We start from the raw sequence: 18,113 nt of genomic DNA, 5'->3' as shown, positions 1-18,113 counted from the left end.
GCGCCAGAAAAGAAAAAATGGAAACGTTCGATTACGTGATCATCGGCGCGGGCTCCGCGGGCAGTGTGCTCGCCAACCGGCTCAGCGAAGATTCCTCGACTCGCGTCTGCGTACTCGAAGCGGGGCCGACGGACTGGCATCCCTACATCCATCTGCCGGCCGGCTTCATCAAGACGTTCCATATGAAGAGCATCAACTGGGCCTATCAGCAGGAGGTCGGCCCGTGGACCGGCGGCCGCAGCATCTACGCGCCGCGCGGCAAGACGCTCGGCGGTTCGTCCTCGATCAACGGCCACATCTACAACCGCGGCCAGCGCCAGGACTTCGACACCTGGGCGCAGCTCGGCAATCGCGGCTGGGGCTATCCAGATATCCTGCCCTACTTCAAGCGGCTGGAACGGCGGATCGGTGAAGGCGACGAAACGTTTCGCGGGCGCGACGGCAATCTGACCGTCACGACCATGGATTGGCAGGATCCGCTGTGCGAAGCGTTCATGGAGGGGGCCGTCAGTCTCGGCATCCCCAGAAATCCCGATTATAACGGCGCGATCCAGGAGGGGGTGTCGTACTGCCAGCGCACGATCGAGAACGGCCTGCGCATGAGTGCAGCGAAGGCATTCCTGCATCCGGCGGTGAAGCGGGGCAACGTCGATGTGCGGACGCACGCACATGTCACCAACATCATTTTCGAAGGCAAGCGCGCGGTCGGCGTGCGCTACCTGAGGGGCGGCAAGGGCGGCGCGCCGGTCGAGGTGCGCGCGGCCAAGGAAGTCATCCTGTCCGGCGGCACCTATAATTCGCCGCAGGTGCTGCAATTGTCCGGCGTCGGCTCGCCGGAATTGCTGGGCTCGCTCGGCATCGAGGTGCGTCACGCACTGCCGGGTGTCGGCGAAGGCCTGCAGGACCATTACGCGCCGCGCACGGTCGCGCGCGTCAAGAACATCCGGACCATCAATGAAATGCGGCGCGGCCTCAGCCTCTGGGTCGAGGCGTTGAAATGGGCCACCACGCGCCGCGGCCTGCTCTCGCTGTCGCCGACCATGGTCTATTGCTTCTGGCACTCCGGCGAGACCACCGAGAGCTCCGACCTGCAATTGACGTTCACGCCCGCGAGTTACAAGGAAGGCGTGCAGGGCCAGCTCGAGGACGAGCCCGGCATGACCATCGCATCCTGGCAGCAGCGGCCCGAAAGCCGCGGCTATGTCCGTCTCCGTTCGGCCGATCCGTTTACGCCGCCGATCATCCAGACCAATTATCTGGTCGAGGAACTCGACCGCCGCGTCGTCGTCGCCGGCATGAAGCTGGCGCGCCGGCTGATGGCCTCCGCGCCGCTGTCGCAATATTACGCCTATGAAGATTTCCCGGGACCGAAGGTGCAGAGCGACGACGAATTCCTCGCCGCCGTCACCGAGCGCGGCACCACCACGTTCCATCCCGGCTGCACCTGCCGGATGGGACCGGCGGACGCCAAATGGGCCGTGGTCGACGACCAGTTGCGCGTGCACGGGCTTGAGGGCCTGCGCGTGGTCGATGCCTCGATCATGCCGCGGATGATCTCGGCCAACCTCAACGCCTCGACCCTGATGATCGCCGACAAGGCCTCCGACATGATCCGCGGCAAGACGTCGCCGGAAGCCGTGAAGTTGCCGGCCTAAACTTCCGGCCGATACAGCGTGTCGATGGTGACGACGCCGATCGCGCGCGATACGCAAGGGCAGATCTTGTGGTTGTCACGCTTCTGCGCATCGCTGAAGAAGACGTCGCGATGATCGATCTCGCCGTCGACCGCAATGACATCGACGGCGCAGACGCCGCATTCGCCGCGCTGGCAGTCCGACATCACCTCGAAGCCGGCGCTGTTGAGCGCGTCGAGCATCGAACTCGTCTGCGAAACCACGAGCTCGGTGTCGGAGTCCTTCAGCCGCACGCGGAATTCGGCGGTCGGGAGCAGGCCGCTCGAGCCGAAGGTCTCGTAGCGCAGGTCGGCCGGTGCGCGGCCGGCGTCGTTCCAGGCGCGCCGCGCGGCCTCCAGCATCCGCATCGGTCCGCACATCACGGCGATCGTGTCAGCGGGCAAGGCGTGGAAGGTGGCTTCGAGATCGATCCGCTCGCCCTCATCGCCGGCGTGCACGGTCAGCCGGTCGCCGAGCAACGCGGACAACTCGTCGAGGAACGCGGCGTCGCCGCGCGACTTCACGGCATAGTGCAGGGTTGCATCGACGTTCCGGCGGCGCAATGCGGTGGCAATGCCGGTGATCGGGGTGATGCCGATGCCGCCCGCGATCAGGCAATAATTTTTCCGGCTCCAGTCGATCTCGATCAGCGATGCCGGGCTGGAAATTTCGATCCGCGCACCCGCATTCAAATTCCACATGCCGCGCGAGCCGCCGCGGCTGTCCGGCGCCAGCCGCACCGCGATGCGATAGGTGCCGGGATCGTCGTTCGCCACCAGCGAGTAGGACCGCCGGGCCGGCTGTCGGTCGATCAGCACGGTGACGCCGATATGGCTGCCGGGCGGGCAGGGCGGCACCTGGCCGTGGTCGGGACGCAAGCGGAATTCGCGGATCGTAGGCGTCACGTCGCGGATATCATCCACGGTGCACCAGCTCCATTGCTCGGCAAAGCGCATGGCGGCTCCCTAGTCGGCGGACGATTTGAGCAAAGCGAGCGCGGGCAACAGGTCGAGATGCGCGCGGTTGCGCAGCGCCAGCCGCAGATTGCGTGCGGCAAGCCGGGAGTGCTCGCGCATGATGGCTTCGGCGCGCGCGCCCTCGCGATTCTCGATGGCGTCGACCACGACGCGGTGATGATCCTGCGCGATGAGCAGGATCTGATGCGCCTCGGGCAGCGCCGACTGCGCCATCACGAAGCCGCTTGGCGAAGCGAACGGCAGCGCCGAGACGCGGTCGATCTCGCGGATCAGCGGCGCGCTGGCGGACAGTTCGTTGAGAATGGCGTGGAAGCGTGCGTTCATCGTCACATAGGCCGAAAAGGCCTCGACCGAGATCGGATCCTGCCGCACCAGCTGATCGATGTCGGCGAGGCACTCCTTCAGCGGCTCGAGGCTGCGGGCGCTGACGCCGCGCTCGGCGGCGAAGCGGGCGGCAAGGCCTTCCAGCGTGCCGCGCAGCTCGATCGAATCCAGGATGTCCCGCTCGGTGAGGGCCTTGACCATGAAGCCGCCGGAGGGGATCGCCTGCAGCAGGCCCTCATCCTCGAGCCGGACCAGCGCCAGCCGCACCGGGGTGCGCGACACGCCTGTTATGTCGACCGCCTGCAGTTCGGAAATACGTTCGCCCGGCCGCAACTGAGCGGACAGGATCATGTCGCGCAGCGCGAGTTGCGCCCGCACGGTCTGCGAGACGGAGCGTTCGACGTCGCGGTCGCTCATGGCTTACTCCGCGGCCTGGACGTGCGGGGCGGTTTCGCGCGCCACCATCTTGTCGATCACCCGCCGCGCCCACATCGCGCCGGCGTCGATGTTGAGGTTGTAGAAGGTGCGGTCCGGGTTCGCGTCCATCGCGCGCTGCTGCGCTTCGAGGATGATTTCATCCTCCTTGAAGATGCCGGCAACGCCTTCGCGGATTTCGGTGGTGAGCTTCTGTTCGGTGATGCGGTGATTGCGCGCGAACGCCCAGAAATAGTGGCAGGTGGTTTCGGTCTCCGGGGTCATGGTGTTGAGCACGAAGCCGTTGACGCCCTGCGAGCGGTCGCCCTCCGGCGCGCCGGTTCCTGCGGGCGCGACGCCGACGTCGATGTTGACGGTGCCGGGCGCCTGGAAGTGGATGATCTGCCAGCGGTCGACCGGGCCGGGTTTCTGCAATTGCGCCGCCCAGAACGGCGGCGCCTCGATGCCGCGCATCCAGCGCGTGACCGTCACCGTCTTGTCGCCGTGGGTGACGTCGAACGGGGCTTCGGCGACGTGCTCGTTGCCGATGCTGGAGCCGTGCACGAAGGTCTCGTGGGTGAGGTCCATCAGATTGTCGACCACGAGACGATAATCGCACTTCACGTGAATGGTCTTGCCGTCGCCGGCCCAGGCCGGGTCGTCGTTCCAGTGCATGTCCGGCACCAGCGCAGGGTCCGCGAGCGCCGGATCGCCCATCCACAGCCATATGAAACGATGCCGTTCGACCACCGGATAGGCGCGCACGCAGGCCGACGGGTTGATGGTCTCCTGCGAGGGCATGAAAGTGCAGCGGCCCTGCGCGTTGTATTTCAAACCATGATAGCCGCAGACCACGGTGTCGCCGTCGAGCCGTCCCTTGGACAGCGGCACCAGACGATGCCAGCAGGCATCTTCCAGCGCGCTGACCTGGCCGTTGGACTGGCGGTACATCACGACATGCTTGCCGCAGATCGTGCGCGGAAACAGCGCGTGCTTGAGATCGACGTCCCAGGCGGCGGCATACCAGGCATTGAGCGGAAAAAAGGTGGGCATGGCTGCACTCCCATACTGATCTATGGGTGCAAGTTGTATACAGAAACGGCTGGAAAGTCGATAAAAAATTCGATTTTTCGACACAAATGGCCTATTCGGTATACAAATTATAGATCATTTTGGAAAGAAAGGTATAAAAAAACCGCTCCCGAAGGAGCGGTTTCGAAATTCGGCGTCGAGGCCGGCTGGCTTCAGGCGCCGTACACGAAGGTCTTGTCCTTCAGGTCGATGTTCGGAAATTCGTCCTTTTCCGCCCAGTAGTCCTGGTTGTGTTGCCATTCCGGCTTGTCGCCGCGCTTGGGCATCAGGTGCATGCCGCGCATCATGTAGCCGGGGTTGAAGTTCTCCGGATCGATCCACGGCAGCAGCGGCATGTTGTGGTCTTCGGCGCGAAGTTCCGCCGTGACCTTCTTCACGCCGGTTTGCTTCATGTGCGCGAGCATCCGGCAGACGAAATCGGCGACCAGGTCGACCCGCAGCGTCCAACTGGCGCGGAAATAGCCGAACACCCAGACCAGGTTCGGCACACCGGTGAACATCATGCCGCGATAGGTCACGGTATCGGCGAAATCGAGCTTCTTGCCGTCGACCGCGAAGTCGATGTCGCCATTGGCCGAGAGGTTGAAGCCGGTCGCGGTGATGATGATGTCGGCTTCGAGTTCCTTGCCGGATTTCAGCAGGATGCCCTTCTCGGTGAAGCGCTCGATTTCGTCGGTGACGACGGAGGCCTTGCCGGACTTGATGCCCTGGAACAGGTCGCCGTCGGGAATGAAGGCGATGCGCTGCCGCCACGGCCGGTACCTTGGCGTAAAGTGGGTGGCGATGTCGTAGTCCTTGCCGAGATAGGCCTCGACCGCCGACAGCAGGTCCTTCTTGGCGGCTTCCGGCTCCTCGAACGTCTTGCGGGTGAAGGCGTCCTGGTCGAACAGGATCTTGCGCCGGGTGATTTCGTGAATCCACTTTTCATCCACCTGCAACTGGCGCAGCGTTTCGGCGATCTCGATCGCGTTGCGCCCGGTGCGGAAATAGGTCGGCGAGCGCTGCAGCATGGTGATGTGCGCCGTGTCCTTGGCCATCGCCGGGATCAGCGTCGCAGCGGTGGCGCCGGAGCCGATCACGATCACGCGCTTGTTCTTGTAATCGAGATCTTCCGGCCACTTCTGCGGGTGGATGACCGGGCCCTTGAATTTGGCCATGTCCTTCCACTCCGGCGTATAGCCTTCGGTGTGGCGGTAGTAGCCCTGGCACATCCAGAAGAAATTGGTGGTGAAGCGAAGCTGCTCGCCGGTATCGTTGCGCACCGCATCGATGGTCCAGAGGTTTTCCGCGCTCGACCATTTCGCCGCGGTGATGGTGTGCTGGTAGCGGATATGGCGGCCGAGATCGTTCTCCTCAATCACTTCGCCCATGTACTTCAAAATCTCGGCGGCGCTGGCGATCGGCGCGCTGGTCCACGGCTTGAAGCTGTAGCCGAAGGTGTGCAGGTCGCTGTCGGAGCGGATCCCGGGATAGCGATGGGTACTCCAGGTGCCGCCGAACGTCTTCTGGGTTTCGAGCGCAACGAAGCTCGTTCCCGGACACTGCTTGGCGAGGTGATAGGCCGCACCGACGCCGGAGATGCCGGCGCCCGCGATCAGGACGTCGAAATGCTCGGTGGCACGGGGCAAGGTCTTGTCGATCTGGGTTTGAACGTTCATCTTCCCTGTTCTTCTTGTCTGTCGCGTTTGATGGTCTTTCGCCCTTGAAAACGAAACGCCAGAACCGGGGTTCTGGCGCCGTTGGGCCGCAATTACACTTCGCGGCGGCTGAGGAACGCCAGCCGCTCGAACAGATGCACGTCCTGCTCGTTCTTGAGCAGCGCGCCGTGCAGCGGCGGGATCAGCTTGCGCGGATCACGCTCCCTCAGCATCTCCGGGGTGATGTCCTCGTTGAGCAGCAGCTTCAGCCAGTCGAGCAGTTCCGAAGTCGAGGGCTTCTTCTTCAGGCCCGGCACTTCGCGCACCTCGAAGAAGATCCGTAGCGCCTCTTCCACCAGGCGATGCTTGATGCCGGGGAAGTGGACGTCGACGATCTTGTTCATGGTGTCGGCGTCGGGGAACTTGATGTAGTGGAAGAAACAGCGGCGCAGGAACGCGTCCGGCAATTCTTTTTCATTGTTCGAGGTGATCATCACGATCGGGCGCAGGCTCGCCTTGATGTTCTCGCCGGTCTCGTAGACGAAGAACTCCATGCGATCGAGTTCGAGCAAGAGGTCGTTGGGGAACTCGATGTCGGCCTTGTCGATTTCGTCGATCAACAGCACCGGGCGCTTCTCATGGGTGAAAGCTTCCCACAATTTGCCGCGCTTGATGTAGTTGGAGATATCCGACACCCTGCTATCACCGAGCTGGCTGTCGCGCAGGCGCGACACCGCATCGTATTCATAGAGACCCTGCTGCGCCTTGGTGGTCGACTTGATGTGCCATGTCAGAAGCGGGGCGCCGAGCGCCTTGGCGACTTCCTCCGCCAGCACGGTCTTGCCGGTGCCGGGTTCACCCTTGATCAGGAGCGGGCGCTCGAGCACGATGGATGCGTTGACGGCGACCTTGAGGTCGTCGGTGGCGACGTAGTTCTTGGTGCCGGTAAATTTCATCTATCTGGTTGCCTTGTTGTTCGTTCTTGAGCCGCCATAACCTGAATTGTAGCAGCCTGAACCGTAAACGACTGCCGGTTCAGCGGTCGCAATGGAGTGAAAGAGGTTCGTCAGGCGCGTCTGATGAACGACAGGATGACGAGGATGATCACCGCGCCGATGGTGGCGTTGACGATATCCCTGATAGCGCTGCCGCCGAGGTTGACGCCAAGTTGCGGCAACAGCCAGCTCGCCAACAGCGCGCCGATGATGCCGATCACGATGTTGCCGATCAGCCCGAAACCGGCGCCGCGCACGATCAGTCCGGCCAGCCAGCCCGCGATCGCGCCGATAACCAGTGCCGCAATGATGCCCATTGATATTTCCCCTGCCGGAAAAAGCCTTTTATGGCTCAATTGTAGTTGAAAAACCCTCCCGGTCTAGGCCTGTCTGGCATGCGCTGGCCCTTGACGCCAGCGGTCCAGCGGGCAATCTGTATTCCATGTTCCTGCAATTCTTTACATCGCTGCGCGACGCTCAGGTCCCTGTCACGTTACGGGAATACCTGACGCTGATGGAGGCGCTCGACGCCGATCTCGCCGATCAGACGGTCGAGAACTTCTATTACCTGTCCCGCGCCACCCTGGTGAAGGACGAACGCAACCTCGACAAGTTCGACCGCGTCTTCGGCTCCGTGTTCAAGGGGCTGGAAAACCTGCTGGACGCGATGGAGAAGGCGGACATTCCGGCCGAATGGCTGAAGAAGCTGGCGGAGAAATACCTCACCGAGGAAGAGAAGAAGCAGATCGAAGCGATGGGCTGGGACAAGCTCATGGAGACGCTTCGCAAGCGGCTTGAGGAACAGAAAGGCCGCCACCAGGGCGGTAGCAAATGGATCGGCACCGCCGGCACCTCGCCGTTCGGCGCCCAGGGCTACAATCCCGAAGGCGTGCGGATCGGGCAGGAAAAGAACCGCAACAACCGCGCCGTGAAGGTGTGGGACAAGCGCGAGTTCAAGGATCTCGACGGCAATGTCGAGCTCGGTATCCGCAACATCAAGATCGCGCTGCGGCGCCTGCGCAAGTTCGCGCGCACCGGCGCGCCGGACGAACTCGATCTCGACAATACGATCAAGGAGACCGCCAACCACGGCTATCTCGACGTCGTCATGCGCCCCGAGCGGCGCAACGCGGTCAAGCTCCTGGTGTTCTTCGATATCGGCGGCTCGATGGATTCGCATATCGAACAGGTCGAGGAACTGTTCTCGGCGGCGAAGACCGAGTTCAAGCACATGGAGTATTTCTACTTCCACAACTGCCTGTATGAAGGCGTCTGGAAGCAGAACAAGCGCCGCTTCACCGACCGCACGCCGACCTGGGATGTGCTGCACAAGTACCCGCACGACTACAAGGTGGTGTTCGTCGGCGACGCCTCGATGTCGCCTTACGAGATCATGGTGCCCGGCGGCTCGGTCGAGCACGTCAATGAGGAAGCCGGCTCGGTCTGGCTCGATCGGGTGACGCGCACCTATCCGCATGCGGTGTGGCTCAATCCGGTGGCGCAGAAGCACTGGGACTATTCGGAATCCACCACCATCATCCGCCGGCTGTTTTCGACGCGCATGTTTCCGATCACGATCGAGGGCCTCGAAGCTGCGATGAAGGAACTGGTGCGGTAAAAACTTCTCACTGTCATTCCGGGGCGCACGAAGTGCGAACCCGGAATCCAGAGGTAATTGCACTCGATCGAGATTCCGGGTCTGGCCCTTCGGACCATTCCGGAATGACGCCAATAACAACAAAGGTGGAAACATGCCCCAGACCATTCACCGCGGCATCAAATCCCTGATCGACGAAGCCAATGCCGAGATCGAGACCGTCAGCGCCGCCGAGGCCATCAAGGCGGCGCAAAGCGCCGACGTCGTGATCGTCGACATCCGCGACCCCCGCGAGATCGAGCGTGACGGCAAGATCCCCGGCGCGTTCTCCTGCACCCGCGGCATGCTCGAATTCTGGATCGACCCGGCGAGCCCCTACGCCAAGCCGATCTTCCAGGAAGACAAGAAATTCATCTTCCACTGCGCCGGCGGCATGCGCTCGGCGCTGGCGGCCAAGACCGCCAAGGACATGGGCCTGAAGCCGGTCGCGCATATGGGCGGCGGTTTTGCCGCCTGGCGCGACGCCGGCGGTCCGATCGAGAAGTGGGAACCGAAGAAGCCGAAGGGCTAGCAGTGCGGCCTGTAATAATTACCGTCATGCCCGGGCTTGTCCCGGGCATCCACGTCTTCACCGCTCGCGAAGCAAGACGTGGATGGCCGGGACATAGGCGAGCGGAAGCGACGCCGTCCTTTGGACGGCTATGCCCAGCCATGACGAACTGAAAGGATCCACTATGACCACCACCGATGATCCGCTTGTCTCCACCGACTGGCTCGCCGCGCGTATCGACGATCCCAAGGTCAAGGTGATCGACGCGTCGTTCAAGCTGCCCGGCGTGCTGCCGCTGCCGGTCGACGACTATCTCGCCGCGCATATCCCCGGTGCGGTGTTCTTCGACGTCGATGCGATCTCGGATCACAAGAACCCGCGACCGCACATGTTTCCCGATGCGGCGCAGTTCGCGCGCGACATTGCAGGCCTCGGCATTTCCACTGGCGATACCGTGGTCGCCTACGATTCCGGCGGCTGGGTTGCGGCGCCGCGGGCGTGGTGGATGTTCCTGTCGTTCGGTTATCCCAACGTAAGAGTGCTGGATGGCGGCCTGAAGAAATGGACTCAGGAAGGCCGCCCGAGCCATTCCGGCAGGGTCACGGCGAAGCCGGGAAAGTTCACGGCCAAGCTCGACCCGAGTTACATTCGCAGCCAGGCGCAGGTGCTTGCCAATATCGGCACGCGCGCCGAGCAACTGGTAGATGCGCGCCCGCGCGGACGTTTCGAAGGCACCGCCCCGGAGCCTCGTCCGGACTCCCGCTCAGGCCACATCCCCGGCAGCCGCAACGTGCCTTACGCCGAATTGTTTGACGCCAGGACCGGCGCAATGAAGCCGCTCGACGAGTTGCGCAAGGCGTTTGCGGGCGCCGGTGTCGACATGACCAAGCCGATCGTCACCACCTGCGGCTCCGGCGTCTCGGCGCTGGTGCTGACGCTCGCGCTCTATCGTCTCGGCGTACGCGGCTCGGCGCTCTACGACGGATCCTGGTCCGAATGGGGACTGCCCGACGGACCGCCGATTGCGACCGGTCCGGCCTAGCAAACGTCCGGCATAGCTACCGCGCTGTACGCGCGGTGGCGGTTTGCCCGAACGGATTGGCCTGCTGCTGAGCGGCCACTGCCGCGGCCTGCTGCGCCGCCAGCCGGGCACGCCGCGCCGCGATGCGTCGCCGCTCCCGGGCGCGGTGTGCGCTCCGCTTTCGGACGGCGCTGCGGTCCGGTTTGGCCTCGGTCGTCGTCGCTGCAGTCTTTTCCTCGATGATGATGGCGGGCCCACCCAGCGTGGCGATTTTCGTGGCGGCGGCGTTGCCTTCCAGCGACTGCCCATCGGTCGCCGGCGCCGCGGCCGCCGCAGGCTCTGGCGTGTCCGCCATCGCGGCTACCTTGACGTCCTCGCTGGCGATCGGCGTTGCGGTCTCCGCGGATGTGACCGGCGGCGTCGCCGTTGTGTCCACAACAGCCACTTCCGGCGTCGCCGCAGCGGCCGGCATCGGCTCTTCCGGTTTCAATGCGGCGAGTTTCTCCGGCTCGGCCGACTTGGCCTCCGCGGCCGGTTCAGCCGGCGTCATGGTTTCGGAAGCCGCAGCCGCCGGTGCATTCTCCGGCGGCTTGTTGTCCGCAACCGGCGGATCGAACCGGAGCAGGGCCAGTGTCGGCATCGACGGTTCGTTCTGGCGGGTGAAAACGGGTTCCGCCGGCGCCCGCCGCGACGGCAGGTTGGCAAATTCCTCATGCGCGGAACGTAGCAGTGCCGCCGCGCCAAGCCCGAAGATCAGAATCGACATCGAGAGAACGATGGCGGCAAACAGAAAGCGAAAACCGGGGAGCATGGACGCGAGTTTCCCACCTTGCCAGGAGGCTGCAGGGCTGTTGACGCCAAAGGGAACGCGGTGACCACTGAGAGGGCCCGGCTTCGTCGCCACGAATCAGGCCGATTCGAGAGTATCTCAACGCCTCGAATCTGTTTGTTATAACATTGGCATCTGACTGTGTCCGCAGGCCGCTGAATGGCGATTTTCGGAGCGCTGAGGCATCTTTGCCGCAGATTTACGGGCTATCACAAATGTCCGTTTGGGCCGAATTTCGCTGGTTTGTCTTGAATGCGCCGCTATCTTCGGCCATCTGCCGTTAACGGTCCGGTGTGGCTTGGGGTCTATACAAAAGCGATGATGATTAACCGCATTCTGACGATTTGTGCTGCCGTTGCCGCGGGCGCGGCGGGAACCTCGCTTGCCCAGGCGCAGCAGGCCTATCCGACGCCTCCGGGCGCGGTCTATTCGGCGGCTCCGGGACCCTATGTGCCCGGTGGCTATGCGGTCGATGAACGCCGTGGCCCCGGCGCGCCCGATTTCGATGCTTTGGAGGATGACGAGTCACCGAACGCGCAGAGTTCGACCGCGCTGCCGCCGCCCGGTCCGGTGATGTCGCCGGCCGATCCGCGTTATGGCCGCCCCGCGCCGATCTATTCCGATCGTGGCCCGCCGATGCCGACCGGTCCTGTGATGTCGCCCGACGATCCCCGTTATGGCCGCCCGGCAGGCCCACCGCCGGTGATCTATGGCGACCGGGGTCCTCCTTCACAGCAGCCGGTCTATTCCGATCGCGGCGACAGCCGAATTCCCGGTGCGGGCATCGTTTATCCGAACGACGACCGTGCAGGTCTGCGACCGCCCGAGGCCGTCGGTGCTGCGCCCGGCGCGACCGGATCGGTCCAGCAACAGGCCCCCGTCGGAGCCGACGGCCGGCCGGTGCAACTGTCGGCGCTGCCGCCGGAAGAGCAGCCGGACGCCGCGCCCGCGCAACTGCCGCCTAACCTGCGTCGCCAGGAAGTCGCGTTCCCGACCAAGGAGCCCGCTGGCACCATCGTCGTCGATACGCCCAACACCTACCTCTATTACGTGCTCGGCGGCGGACGCGCGATCCGCTACGGCGTTCGCGTCGGCCGCGATGGCTTTACCTGGACCGGTGTGCAGAAGATCAGCCGCAAGGCGGAGTGGCCGGATTGGCATCCGCCGACCGAAATGATCGAGCGCCAACCCTACCTGCCGCGCTTTATGGCGGGCGGCCCCGGCAATCCGCTCGGCGCGCGCGCGATGTATCTGGGATCGACCGTCTACCGCATTCACGGCACCAACCAGCCCTCGACGATCGGCAAGTTCGTCTCGTCCGGCTGTATCGGCATGCTGAACGACGACGTGTCCGATCTGTTCGAGCGCACCAAGGTCGGCACCCGCGTGGTGGTGATGCCCGGCGGCCCGCCGCCGGGAACCGCGACCGCTTCGGCCGCGCCGCCGCCCGGTGGCCCCGCGCCGGCGCAGGCCCAGCTCGCACCCATTCCCGGCACGCAGCCGACCGTCGTGCCGCCGCTGCCCGCGCCGGTCACGGTTCGCTAAATCTGAATTATCTGCGAGACGCTCGCCCTCCTGCTCCGCGCAGGAGGGCGATTTCGTTTATGCCAGCCGGCGCGGCGTTTCGCCCCTGAACCAGGCGTCGACGCCCTCGACCATCTGGGTGTAGTGGTTGCGAAAACTGTCCTCGGTGACGTAGCCGAGATGCGGTGTCAGCACGAGATTGTCGACCTTGCGGAACGGATGATCGACCGGCAGCGGCTCGACCGAGAACACGTCGATGCCGGCCCCGGCGATCTTCTTCTGGACCAGTGCATCCAGCAGTGCGCCTTCGTCGACGATCGGCCCGCGCGCGGTGTTGACGAGATAGGCGGTCGGCTTCATGCGTGCGAGGTCGGCCGCCCCGACCAGTCCGCGCGAGCGCTGGCTCAGCACGACGTGGATGGTGATGATGTCGGCGGTCGAGAACAGTTCCTCCTTGGTGGCGTAGGTAACGCCGGCCTCCTTGCACTTCTCCGGCGTCAGGTTGGGGCTCCAGGCGATCACGTTCATGCCGAACGCCTGGGCGAGCTTCGATACCTTGGTGCCGAGCTTGCCGAGGCCGATGACGCCCAAGGTCCGGCCCTCGATTTCCATGCCGACGAATTTCTGCAGGGGTTCTCCGGCATGCATGCGGGCGTTCTCGCGGCCGATATTGCGGGTCAGTTCCAGGATCAGGCCCATGGTCAGGGGCGCGGTCGGATCGCGGGCCCATTGCGTGCCGCACAGCACCACCTTGTGGTCCTTGGCGGCTTCCATATCGATCGCGGCATTGCGCATGCCCGAGGTGATCAGCAGCTTCAGGTTCGGCAAAGCCGCAAACAGCGTCCGCGGAAACGGCGTGCGCTCACGCATCGCGCAGATGATCTCAAAATCCCTCAGCGCGCTGGCGGCGGCCTCGGCGGTCGCGAAAGGCTGGTTGAAGACGGTGACGTCGACGCGGTCGGCTACCCCTGACCAGTCCGCGACCGTCCGGGAAACATTGAGGTAGTCGTCGAGAATTGCACAGCGCAGCCGCGTCATGGGGAGGTCCGTTCATGGCAAGAATGACGGCGGAAATGGCCGTCGGGGAGGATCGCCATGGTTGCGCGCAATCGGGAGGCGCGCAAGCGGACTTAAATACAGAGCAGCCCGGAATATCCGGGGAGGTCAGTTCGAGCGGGCGAGGTGCTTGGCGCGCCAGGCCGGGCCGGGGCCGCGCATATAATGCAGTTCCGGCCGATAGGGGTTGAACGCCCGCTCCACGAACTTGCGCCAGAAGGCGCAGAGTTCAGCCAACGGCTTCGCAAGTCCGTCGCTGCGGTGCGCGGGGGTCGAAATAGATGCCGAAGTGATCGTAGCCATGACGCGAGCCTTTGTTTTCATCGGCGGCTTTTGCCGCCCTTGATGCCCTGTTAGACGGCCTGAAAACCAGTTTTCGCCCGATTTATTAAAAGTTAGTTTCAATTGGCGTGATCTGACGCACACATGGTGTCGATCCCGTATTCATCCGTGGTGAACAGATCGAAAACGGGTTCCCGCGGTTGCCCTTTGGGGCCCGCGCCGCTACATCAGCGGCAGCAAATTTCCATAAATCCTCTGGTTTCAAGGGATCGCGATGGCTCGCCAGTTCGTCTATTTCATGCAGGGTTTGACCAAGGCCTACCCGACCCGGAAGGTGCTCGATAACGTCCATCTGTCGTTCTACCCGGACGCCAAGATCGGCGTGCTCGGCGTCAACGGCTCCGGCAAGTCGACCCTGCTGCGGATCATGGCCGGCCTCGACAAGGAATATAACGGCGAGGCCTGGGTCGCCGAGGGCGCCCGGGTCGGCTATCTCGAACAGGAACCCCATCTCGATCCCTCCAAGAACGTTCGCGAGAACGTCATGCTCGGCGTCGCCAAGCAGAAGGCGATCCTCGATCGCTACAACGAACTGGCGATGAACTACTCCGAGGAGACAGCCGACGAGATGACCAAGCTGCAGGACGAGATCGAGGCCGCCGGCCTCTGGGATCTCGACAGCAAGGTCGACCAGGCGATGGACGCGTTGCGCTGCCCGCCCGACGATGCCGACGTCAGCAAGCTCTCGGGCGGCGAGCGCCGCCGCGTGGCGCTGTGCAAACTGCTGCTCGACCAACCAGACCTGCTGCTGCTCGACGAACCGACCAACCATCTCGACGCCGAGTCGGTGTCATGGCTAGAAGGCCATCTGCGCAACTATCCCGGCGCGATCCTGATCGTGACCCATGACCGCTACTTCCTCGACAACGTCACCAGCTGGATTCTCGAGCTCGACCGCGGCAAGGGCATTCCCTACGAGGGCAACTATTCGTCCTGGCTGGTGCAGAAGCAGAAGCGCCTCCTGCAGGAAGGCCGCGAGGACGCCGCGCATCAAAAGACACTGCAGCGTGAGCAGGAATGGATCGCGTCGTCTCCCAAGGCTCGCCAGGCCAAGTCCAAGGCGCGCTACCAGCGTTATGAAGACCTGCTCAAGCAGGCCAGCGACAAGCAGAGTCAGACCGCGCAGATCACGATTCCGGTGGCTGAGCGGCTCGGTCAGAACGTCGTCGACTTCGAGGGCCTCAGCAAGGCGTTCGGCGACAACATGCTGATCGAGGATCTTACCTTCAAGCTGCCGCCGGGCGGCATCGTCGGCGTGATCGGCCCCAACGGCGCCGGCAAGACCACGCTGTTCCGCATGATCACCAAGCAGGAAACCCCTGATAAGGGCACCATCGCCGTCGGCGAGAGCGTACATCTCGGTTACGTCGACCAGTCGCGCGACGATCTCGACGGCAAGAAGAACGTGTGGGAGGAGATTTCCGGCGGCAACGAGCTGATCCTGCTCGGCAAGAAGGAAGTGAACTCGCGCGGCTATTGCTCGTCGTTCAACTTCAAGGGCGCCGACCAGCAGAAGAAGGTCGGCGCGCTGTCGGGCGGCGAGCGCAACCGCGTGCATCTGGCCAAGATGCTCAAATCCGGCGCCAACGTGCTGCTGCTCGACGAACCGACCAACGATCTCGATGTCGATACGCTGCGCGCGCTGGAAGAAGCGCTGGAGGATTTCGCCGGCTGCGCCGTCATCATCAGCCATGACCGCTGGTTCCTCGACCGCATCGCGACCCATATCCTGGCCTTCGAAGGCGACAGCCATGTCGAATGGTTCGAGGGCAACTTCCAGGACTACGAAAAGGACAAGATGCGCCGGCTCGGCCAGGACAGCATCATCCCGCATCGCGTGAAGTACAAGAAGCTGACGCGGTAACAGCAGGACCGCGGGTACATGGGCGGCTGCGCGACGAGTGGATTGTGTCCCTCTCGTCATTGCGAGGAGCGAAGCGACGAAGCAATCCATTCTTTCTTTACGCGGCGCGATGGATTGCTTCGCTGCGCTCGCAATGACGGGGAGACTGCGGCAATTTTGCCGCGGGCCGGTGCGGCCAACTGTCACTTCACGTCGCGGCGAGAGGCGTTAGATACGGCACTTCCCGCCGTTCTCATCCTCCCGCGAGCCGACAAACATGACCCTCAATACCGAAGCCGCCCTTGCGCCGAAGGGCAGATCGCTGCGTCCCGTGCCGATGCTGATCTTCGGCTCGCGCTGGCTGCAATTGCCGCTGTATATCGGCTTGATCGTGGCCCAGGGCATTTACGTCGTGCTGTTCGTGAAGGAGCTTTGGCACCTGTTCGCGCACTCCTTCGATTTCAGCGAGCAGCAGATCATGCTGGCGGTGCTCGGCCTGATCGACGTCGTCATGATCTCGAACCTCCTGGTGATGGTGATCGTCGGCGGTTACGAGACCTTCGTCTCCCGCCTCAATCTGCAGGGTCATCCCGACGAACCCGAGTGGCTCAGCCACGTCAATGCCAGCGTGCTGAAGATCAAGCTGGCGATGGCGATCATCGGCATTTCCTCGATCCACCTGTTGCGCACGTTCATCGAAGCCGGCGGGCTGGCGTCGGGAAAGACCGGCTATACCGAAACCGGCGTGATGTGGCAGACCATCATCCACACCGTGTTCATTCTGTCGGCCGTCGGCATCGCCTATGTCGACAAGCTCTCCAACGGCGCGATCGAGGCGGCGAAGCAGCAGGGCGCGCACTGATCGCGGGTTCTACTGTCCGAGTTCACAGCGAGGGATGGTCATGATAGGATTGACCATGGCGTTTTTCGATATCGACACGTGAGCAGATCGTTGCGGGTGCAATGCCGCTTGATTGCCGTTGGCGTGCTGCTTGTGGCGCTGACGCTGCACTCGCCCGCTTGCGCCGCCGACGCCGGCTTCACCCAGTTCATCGCTTCGCTGTGGCCCGAGGCGCAGGCGGCCGGCGTCTCGCGTGAGACCTTTGATTTGCAGACCCGCGGGCTGGAGCCGGATTACAAACTGCCCGACCTGATCCTGCCGGGACGGCCCGCGACCGGTGCGCCGTCGCAGGCCGAGTTCGTGCAGGTGCCGGCGGATTACATCAAGGAAGCTTCGATCGCGCGGCTCGCCACCGAAGGCCAGAAGCTGATGGCGAAGCATCGCGCGGCGCTCGACGGAATCGAACAACGTTTCGGCGTTCCCGCCAGCGTCGTGCTTGCGATCTGGGGACGCGAGACCGACTACGGCCGTTACGCTCTGCCGTATGATACGTTGCGCGTGGTCGCGACGCAGGCCTATGTCGGCCGCCGCAAGGATCAATATCGCGCCGAATTCATCCTGGCGCTGAAAATTTTGGGCGAGGGCGCGGTGACGCGCAAGGAGTTCCGCTCGTCCTGGGCCGGCGCCACCGGCTACACGCAATTCCTGCCGTCCGAATATTACAAGCACGGCGTCGATCTCGACGGCGACGGCCGCGTCGACATCTGGCATTCGGTGCCGGACGCGCTGGCTTCCGCCGCCCAGCAACTCGTCAACAAGGGTTGGCAGCCGGGCGTGCGCTGGGCTTACGAAGTGCGGGCGCCCGGAAATGTCGACTGCACGACGGGCGTGCCCGAGGTGACGAAGCCGATCGGCGAGTGGCTGCGCGCAGGCTTTGTGCCGGTGCGCGGCGCGAAGCTGAATGCGGCCGAACAGGCGCAGCCGGCCTCGTTGCTACAGCCCGAGGGCGTTTACGGTCCGGCGTTCCTGACGACGAAGAACTACTTCGTCATCAAGGAGTATAATTTTTCCGATCTGTATGTGCTGTTCGTCGGCCATCTCAGCGACTTCATGGGAAGTCCGCTGCCGTTCGCGACACCATGGTCGGCATCGACGCAATTGCGCACCAAGGACGTCGAGGCGATGCAGCGCCATCTAACGCGGATCGGACTCTACAAGGACAAGCTCGACGGCAAGGCGGGCATGCAGACCCGCGCGGCGCTCGGCGCCTATCAGAAGTCCGCCGGCCTCAAGGTCGACTGCTGGCCCAGCGAAGCGGTGCTGCAATCGATGAGCGCCGCGCGTTGATGCTCCAGCTCCTCATGGTGAGGAGGCGCGTTAGCGCCGCCTTCGAGGCGC

The 18,113-nt window shown here is 63.6% G+C and carries 17 protein-coding genes; 8 read left to right on the top strand and 9 right to left on the bottom strand.

Going from position 1 to position 18,113, the window contains the following annotated elements; genetic code table 11:
• Positions 1-17: 17 nt before the first annotated feature.
• Positions 18-1,655 (top strand): GMC family oxidoreductase, encoded by a 1,638-nt coding sequence (locus BLS26_RS10315; RefSeq protein WP_092510710.1) that lies wholly within the window; start codon positions 18-20, stop codon positions 1,653-1,655.
• On the opposite strand, the gene BLS26_RS10310 is transcribed toward BLS26_RS10315, so the two are convergent.
• The 6 genes from BLS26_RS10310 to BLS26_RS10285 all read right to left on the bottom strand — a co-directional run bounded on the left by BLS26_RS10310 (position 1,652) and on the right by BLS26_RS10285 (position 7,429).
• Entirely contained in the window at positions 1,652-2,629 is a 978-nt protein-coding gene (locus BLS26_RS10310) for a PDR/VanB family oxidoreductase (RefSeq protein ID WP_092510708.1), read from the bottom strand. The two genes, BLS26_RS10315 and BLS26_RS10310, sit on opposite strands and share 4 nt — an antisense overlap.
• Before the next feature lie 9 nt (positions 2,630-2,638).
• On the bottom strand, positions 2,639-3,391 hold the full coding sequence (locus BLS26_RS10305; RefSeq protein ID WP_092510706.1) for a GntR family transcriptional regulator: 753 nt from the start codon (positions 3,389-3,391) through the stop codon (positions 2,639-2,641).
• Positions 3,392-3,394: 3 nt separating this feature from the next.
• The gene (locus BLS26_RS10300) at positions 3,395-4,441 is read right to left on the bottom strand and encodes an aromatic ring-hydroxylating dioxygenase subunit alpha (protein ID WP_092510704.1); all 1,047 of its coding nucleotides are present in this window, start codon (positions 4,439-4,441) and stop codon (positions 3,395-3,397) included.
• A 191-nt stretch (positions 4,442-4,632) separates the two neighbouring features.
• Positions 4,633-6,138, bottom strand: coding sequence for an NAD(P)/FAD-dependent oxidoreductase (locus tag BLS26_RS10295; protein WP_092510702.1), 1,506 nt, complete (start codon positions 6,136-6,138; stop codon positions 4,633-4,635).
• 92 nt (positions 6,139-6,230) lie between these two features.
• Entirely contained in the window at positions 6,231-7,073 is an 843-nt protein-coding gene (locus BLS26_RS10290; RefSeq protein WP_092510700.1) for a MoxR family ATPase, read from the bottom strand.
• 110 nt (positions 7,074-7,183) lie between these two features.
• The gene (locus BLS26_RS10285) at positions 7,184-7,429 is read right to left on the bottom strand and encodes a GlsB/YeaQ/YmgE family stress response membrane protein (protein ID WP_092510698.1); all 246 of its coding nucleotides are present in this window, start codon (positions 7,427-7,429) and stop codon (positions 7,184-7,186) included.
• Between the two features lie 125 nt (positions 7,430-7,554).
• Here BLS26_RS10285 and BLS26_RS10280 point away from each other — a divergent pair, with 125 nt between their 5' ends.
• From BLS26_RS10280 to sseA, 3 genes are all read left to right on the top strand, one after another.
• On the top strand, positions 7,555-8,730 hold the full coding sequence (locus BLS26_RS10280) for a VWA domain-containing protein (protein WP_092510696.1): 1,176 nt from the start codon (positions 7,555-7,557) through the stop codon (positions 8,728-8,730).
• Between the two features lie 133 nt (positions 8,731-8,863).
• Positions 8,864-9,280 carry a rhodanese-like domain-containing protein gene (locus tag BLS26_RS10275; RefSeq protein ID WP_092510694.1) on the top strand — a complete coding sequence of 139 codons (417 nt, stop codon included), beginning with the start codon at positions 8,864-8,866 and terminating at the stop codon, positions 9,278-9,280.
• Between the two features lie 163 nt (positions 9,281-9,443).
• Entirely contained in the window at positions 9,444-10,301 is an 858-nt protein-coding gene (gene sseA / locus BLS26_RS10270; protein ID WP_092510692.1) for a 3-mercaptopyruvate sulfurtransferase, read from the top strand.
• 16 nt (positions 10,302-10,317) lie between these two features.
• On the opposite strand, the gene BLS26_RS10265 is transcribed toward sseA, so the two are convergent.
• Complete coding sequence (locus BLS26_RS10265) at positions 10,318-11,091, bottom strand: hypothetical protein (RefSeq protein WP_092510690.1); 774 nt, start codon at positions 11,089-11,091, stop codon at positions 10,318-10,320.
• A gap of 336 nt (positions 11,092-11,427) precedes the next feature.
• Between BLS26_RS10265 and BLS26_RS10260 the strand changes: the two genes are divergently transcribed.
• Complete coding sequence (locus BLS26_RS10260; protein ID WP_092510688.1) at positions 11,428-12,654, top strand: L,D-transpeptidase; 1,227 nt, start codon at positions 11,428-11,430, stop codon at positions 12,652-12,654.
• A gap of 57 nt (positions 12,655-12,711) precedes the next feature.
• On the opposite strand, the gene BLS26_RS10255 is transcribed toward BLS26_RS10260, so the two are convergent.
• A complete protein-coding gene (locus tag BLS26_RS10255) occupies positions 12,712-13,671 on the bottom strand; it encodes a D-2-hydroxyacid dehydrogenase family protein (protein WP_092510686.1) in 960 nt (319 codons plus the stop codon).
• Between the two features lie 126 nt (positions 13,672-13,797).
• Entirely contained in the window at positions 13,798-13,992 is a 195-nt protein-coding gene (locus tag BLS26_RS10250) for a hypothetical protein (protein WP_092510684.1), read from the bottom strand.
• A gap of 253 nt (positions 13,993-14,245) precedes the next feature.
• Between BLS26_RS10250 and ettA the strand changes: the two genes are divergently transcribed.
• From ettA to BLS26_RS10235, 3 genes are all read left to right on the top strand, one after another.
• Positions 14,246-15,895, top strand: coding sequence for an energy-dependent translational throttle protein EttA (ettA, locus tag BLS26_RS10245; RefSeq protein ID WP_092510682.1), 1,650 nt, complete (start codon positions 14,246-14,248; stop codon positions 15,893-15,895).
• A gap of 256 nt (positions 15,896-16,151) precedes the next feature.
• On the top strand, positions 16,152-16,736 hold the full coding sequence (locus BLS26_RS10240; protein WP_092510680.1) for a TIGR00645 family protein: 585 nt from the start codon (positions 16,152-16,154) through the stop codon (positions 16,734-16,736).
• A 108-nt stretch (positions 16,737-16,844) separates the two neighbouring features.
• Positions 16,845-18,062: a lytic murein transglycosylase gene (locus tag BLS26_RS10235; RefSeq protein ID WP_092510678.1), complete on the top strand. Its 1,218-nt coding sequence runs from the start codon at positions 16,845-16,847 to the stop codon at positions 18,060-18,062.
• Positions 18,063-18,113: the final 51 nt, after the last annotated feature.

The organism is Afipia sp. GAS231 (genome assembly GCF_900103365.1).
GTDB lineage: Bacteria > Pseudomonadota > Alphaproteobacteria > Rhizobiales > Xanthobacteraceae > Bradyrhizobium.
This window is presented reverse-complemented; position numbering and strand designations above follow the sequence as displayed.